2 tRNA genes and 3 rRNA genes are annotated in these 5,571 nt (G+C 49.9%); all 5 read right to left on the reverse strand.

The features are described from left to right. Positions 1-64: 64 nt before the first annotated feature. Positions 65-176, reverse strand: a 5S ribosomal RNA gene (gene rrf, locus B176_RS0101330). 159 nt (positions 177-335) lie between these two features. Then, positions 336-3,213: ribosomal RNA gene (locus B176_RS0101335) — 23S ribosomal RNA — on the reverse strand. A gap of 124 nt (positions 3,214-3,337) precedes the next feature. Beyond that, positions 3,338-3,411, reverse strand: a tRNA-Ala gene (locus B176_RS0101340). A gap of 15 nt (positions 3,412-3,426) precedes the next feature. Then, positions 3,427-3,500, reverse strand: a tRNA-Ile gene (locus B176_RS0101345). A 110-nt stretch (positions 3,501-3,610) separates the two neighbouring features. Then, a 16S ribosomal RNA gene (locus B176_RS0101350) occupies positions 3,611-5,132 on the reverse strand. Together the 16S, 23S and 5S rRNA genes with 2 tRNA genes alongside form the textbook arrangement of a ribosomal RNA operon. Positions 5,133-5,571 lie beyond the last annotated feature (439 nt).

Below are 5,571 nucleotides of genomic sequence, written 5' to 3' on the forward strand. Positions count from 1 at the left end.
AAAAAAAGCCCCCCATCAGTTATGATGGGGGGCTGGCATTACCGCCGTCTCTCAGGCGTATTAAAATCGGCACCGACCTACTCTCCCACGTGTTACCGCAGTACCATCGGCTCTGGCGGGCTTAACTTCTCTGTTCGGAATGGGAAGAGGTGGACACCGCCGATATAGGCACCTGAATATTTTAATGTTGTAAGTTATAAGCCGTAAGTTATAAGTTACAGGCTCTGGTCTCTCGACTTTTCACTTTTCACTTTTTACTTTTCACTTCATACACCAACAATGACATATTATTGAAAGAAGGTATTGGGAGAGAAGATAACTTATCATTTCAGCCTAACTGAAAGTATCGGACAATTAGTATTACTCGACTGTGCTGTCGCCAGCTTTACATCTGTAACCTATCAACGTAGTAGTCTTCTACGGTCCTCAATGGAAATCTCATCTTGTGGCTAGTTTCGCGCTTAGATGCTTTCAGCGCTTATCTATTCCCGGCATAGCTACTCTGCAGTGCCCCTGGCGGGACAACAGATTCACCAGCGGCCAGTCCAACCCGGTCCTCTCGTACTAAGGTCAGCCCCACTCAAATTTCCAACGCCCACAACAGATAGGGACCGAACTGTCTCGCGACGTTCTGAACCCAGCTCGCGTGCCACTTTAATCGGCGAACAGCCGAACCCTTGGGACCTTCTCCAGCCCCAGGATGTGACGAGCCGACATCGAGGTGCCAAACCTCCCCGTCGATATGAGCTCTTGGGGGAGATCAGCCTGTTATCCCCAGAGTACCTTTTATCCTTTGAGCGATGGCCCTTCCATGCAGAACCACCGGATCACTATATCCGTCTTTCGACCCTGATCGGCCTGTATGCCTCACAGTCAAGCATGCTTATGCTATTGCACTCCCCGTACGGTTACCAAGCGTACTGAGCATACCTTTGAAAGCCTCCGTTACACTTTTGGAGGCGACCACCCCAGTCAAACTACCCATCAAACAGTGTCCCCCGCTCTGCGGGGTTAGACACCGAATACAGAAAGGGTGGTATTTCAAGGTTGTTTCCACGGATCCTAGCGAACCCGCTTCAATAACTCCCACCTATCCTACACATCCTGTATCCAATGTCAATGTTAAACTGTAGTGAAGGTTCATGGGGTCTTTCCGTCCCGTTGCGGGTACCCGGCGTCTTCACCGGGACCACAATTTCACCGAGCTCATGGCCGAGACAGCGCCCAGATCGTTACACCATTCGTGCAGGTCGGAACTTACCCGACAAGGAATTTCGCTACCTTAGGACCGTTATAGTTACGGCCGCCGTTTACCGGGGCTTCGATTCAATGCTTCTCCTTGCGGATGACATCCCCTCTTAACCTTCCGGCACCGGGCAGGTGTCAGGCCTTATACTTCATCTTTCGATTTTGCAAAGCCATGTGTTTTTGTTAAACAGTCGCCTGGGCCTTTTCACTGCGGCTGACATTGCTGTCAGCGCCCCTTCTCCCGAAGTTACAGGGCCATTTTGCCGAGTTCCTTAGCCATGATTCACTCGAGCACCTTAGGATTCTCTCCTCGACTACCTGTGTCGGTTTACGGTACGGGTTTTTATAACCTGAAGCTTAGGGGGTTTTCTTGGAAGTCTGATTACCTGCGCTATCCGCGCCCCCGAAGGTTTGCGGTACTATCAGCTTTCAGCTGGGTCAGCGGATTTGCCTACTGTCCCAATACCTACGGCCTTCAACGAACTATTCCGTCAGTTCGCGGCAGTGTCACTACTCCGTCACCCCATCGCAGTTATAAAAAGTACTGGAATATTGACCAGTTGTCCATCGGATGTCCCGTTCGGGTTCTCCTTAGGTCCCGACTAACCCTGATCCGATTAGCGTTGATCAGGAAACCTTAGTCTTTCGGTGGGCGGGTTTCTCTCCCGCCTTATCGTTACTTATGCCTACATTTGCTTTTCCAATCTCTCCACGACCCATTACCAGATCGCTTCGCTGATATTGGAATGCTCCCCTACCACTTATACGTAGTATAAATCCAGAGCTTCGGTATACTGTTTTATGCCCGTTTATTATCCATGCCCGATCGCTCGACTAGTGAGCTGTTACGCACTCTTTAAATGAATGGCTGCTTCCAAGCCAACATCCTAGCTGTCTATGCAATCAGACCTCGTTAGTTCAACTTAACAGTAATTTTGGGACCTTAGCTGCTGGTCTGGGTTCTTTCCCTCTCGGCGCGTGACCTTAGCACCCCGCGCCTCACTGCAGTGTATATTTAATCAGCATTCGGAGTTTGTCTGGATTTGGTAGGATTTGACTCCCCCGCACCCAATCAGTAGCTCTACCTCTGTTAAACTTTACCACCACGCTGTTCCTAAAAACATTTCGGGGAGTACGAGCTATTTCCCAGTTTGATTAGCCTTTCACCCCTACCCACAGATCATCCGGAAACTTTTCAACGTTTATCGGTTCGGTCCTCCAGTACCTGTTACGGCACCTTCAACCTGTCCATGGGTAGATCACAAGGTTTCGCGTCTACCTCCTCTGACTCTGCGCCCTGTTCAGACTCGCTTTCGCTTCGGCTCCGTGTCTTAAACACTTAACCTTGCCAGAGAAGAGTAACTCGTAGGCTCATTATGCAAAAGGCACGCCGTCACAGAACAAGTCTGCTCCGACCGCTTGTAAGCACACGGTTTCAGGTTCTATTTCACTCCCCTGTTCGGGGTTCTTTTCACCTTTCCCTCACGGTACTGGTTCACTATCGGTCTCTCAGGAGTATTTAGCCTTACCAGATGGTGCTGGTGGATTCCCACAGGGCGTCTCCGACCCCGCGGTACTCAGGATACCACTATCCGATCATCACTTACGTCTACGTGGCTATCACACGCTATGGCGGGGCTTCCCATCCCCTTCGACTTCACTTTAATCTTCATGTTGTGGTCCTACAACCCCCGTACCGCCGTAACGGTATGGGTTTGGGCTTCTTCCAGTTCGCTCGCCACTACTTTGGAAATCACTGTTGTTTTCTTCTCCTCTGCTTACTTAGATGTTTCAGTTCGGCAGGTTTGCGCATTTGCGACTAGCCTTCAGCTAGTCAGGTTTCCCCATTCGGAAATCCGCGGATCAATTCGTATGTGCCGATCCCCGCGGCTTATCGCAGCTTGTCGCGTCCTTCATCGCCTCTGAGAGCCTAGGCATTCCCCGTGTGCTCTTATTTACTTTCTATTATGTAGATTGCTCTACCTGTTGTGTCTTGTTATCTTCTCTTCAATAACTTCTTCCAATATGTCAAAGAACTTTCTATCCCTTATATTCTTTCGAACAATGCCTCCGCTGAGGATGGATATAGTGGAGAATAACGGAGTCGAACCGTTGACCTCCTGCGTGCAAGGCAGGCGCTCTAGCCAGCTGAGCTAATCCCCCGTAAAGATGTCTATGTAGTCCCGAGCAGATTTGAACTGCTGACCCCTACATTATCAGTGTAGTGCTCTAACCAACTGAGCTACGGGACTGTGTCCTGATCCGCCCAGTGGCATCGCCACCGATATCATCTCTTCAGGTGTCTTTTTGTCTTTTCAAAAAAAATATATGCAGCGTAAGAAACTGAGCCTGCCGACTCTAGAAAGGAGGTATTCCAGCCGCACCTTCCGGTACGGCTACCTTGTTACGACTTAGCCCTAGTTATCAGTTTCACCCTAGGCCGCTCCTTGCGGTTACGGACTTTAGGCGCCCCCGACTTCCATGGCTTGACGGGCGGTGTGTACAAGGCCCGGGAACGTATTCACCGCGTCATTGCTGATACGCGATTACTAGCGAATCCAACTTCACGGGGTCGAGTTGCAGACCCCGATCCGAACTGTGAACGGCTTTGTGAGATTTGCATCCTGTTGCCAGGTAGCTGCCCTCTGTACCGTCCATTGTAGCACGTGTGTAGCCCCGGACGTAAGGGCCATGATGACTTGACGTCGTCCCCACCTTCCTCTCTACTTACGTAGGCAGTCTGTTTAGAGTCCCCATCTTGACATGCTGGCAACTAAACATAGGGGTTGCGCTCGTTGCGGGACTTAACCCAACACCTCACGGCACGAGCTGACGACAGCCATGCAGCACCTAGTTTCCTGTCCCGAAGGACGGTACTATCTCTAGTACCTTCAGTAACTTTCAAGCCCGGGTAAGGTTCCTCGCGTATCATCGAATTAAACCACATGCTCCTCCGCTTGTGCGGGCCCCCGTCAATTCCTTTGAGTTTCACCCTTGCGGGCGTACTCCCCAGGTGGATAACTTAACGCTTTCGCTTGGACGCTGACTGTATATCGCCAACATCGAGTTATCATCGTTTAGGGCGTGGACTACCAGGGTATCTAATCCTGTTTGATCCCCACGCTTTCGAGCCTCAGCGTCAATCACACTTTAGTAAGCTGCCTTCGCAATCGGTGTTCTGTGACATATCTATGCATTTCACCGCTACTTGTCACATTCCGCCTACCTCAAGTGTATTCAAGCCTGTCAGTATCAAAGGCACTGCGATGGTTGAGCCACCGTCTTTCACCCCTGACTTAACGGGCCGCCTACGCTCCCTTTAAACCCAATAAATCCGGATAACGCTTGGATCCTCCGTATTACCGCGGCTGCTGGCACGGAGTTAGCCGATCCTTATTCTTACGGTACGCTCAGCTCTCTTCACGAAGAAAGGTTTGTTCCCGTATAAAAGCAGTTTACGACCCATAGGGCTGTCTTCCTGCACGCGGCATGGCTGGTTCAGAGTTGCCTCCATTGACCAATATTCCTTACTGCTGCCTCCCGTAGGAGTCTGGTCCGTGTCTCAGTACCAGTGTGGGGGGCCATCCTCTCAGATCCCCTAGCCATCGTCGCCTTGGTAGGCCGTTACCCTACCAACTAGCTAATGGCACGCATGCCCATCTTGATCCTATGAATATTTGAACATTGCACAATGCTGTGCTGTGTTTTTATGCGGTGTTAATCCGGATTTCTCCGGGCTATCCCCCTGATCAAGGTAGGTTGCATACGCGTTACGCACCCGTACGCCACTCTCATATCCAGCAAGCTGGATAATCCCGTTCGACTTGCATGTATTAGGCCTGCCGCTAGCGTTCATCCTGAGCCAGGATCAAACTCTCCATTGTAAATGTTGATGTTCGATACTAACTGAATGTTAATATTAATTATGTTTCTTGTCTTTCTGCGGACTCCCAAGGTGAAACCTTGGTGTCTCTTACGCTACATGATATCTTTTTAAAGAACTTGTGTCCTAACCTCACGGATCGGCGCTTTATATCTTTCTGCCCTATGGCCTTCTGATCTTTTCTGTCTGTGTTGCTCCTCAGAGAATCGCTCTCCTCGGTTTTATTTCCCGTTCAACCGGGGTGCAAAGATGAAACCTTTTTTCTAACTTTCCAAATTTAATTTGAAATAATTTTTAGGTGTCTTTTAATGGGTGTTTTTCTCTCCCTCTCTCCTCCCTTATCGCTCTCTCTAACCCCTCTTTACCGCTTTTCAATATCCCGCATTCCTTGCGTTTGCGGAGTGCAAAGGTGTGGCTTTTTTATTTATCCCGCAAGAGAT

It is taken from the genome of Pedobacter arcticus A12 (assembly GCF_000302595.1).
Lineage (GTDB): Bacteria > Bacteroidota > Bacteroidia > Sphingobacteriales > Sphingobacteriaceae > Pseudopedobacter > Pseudopedobacter arcticus.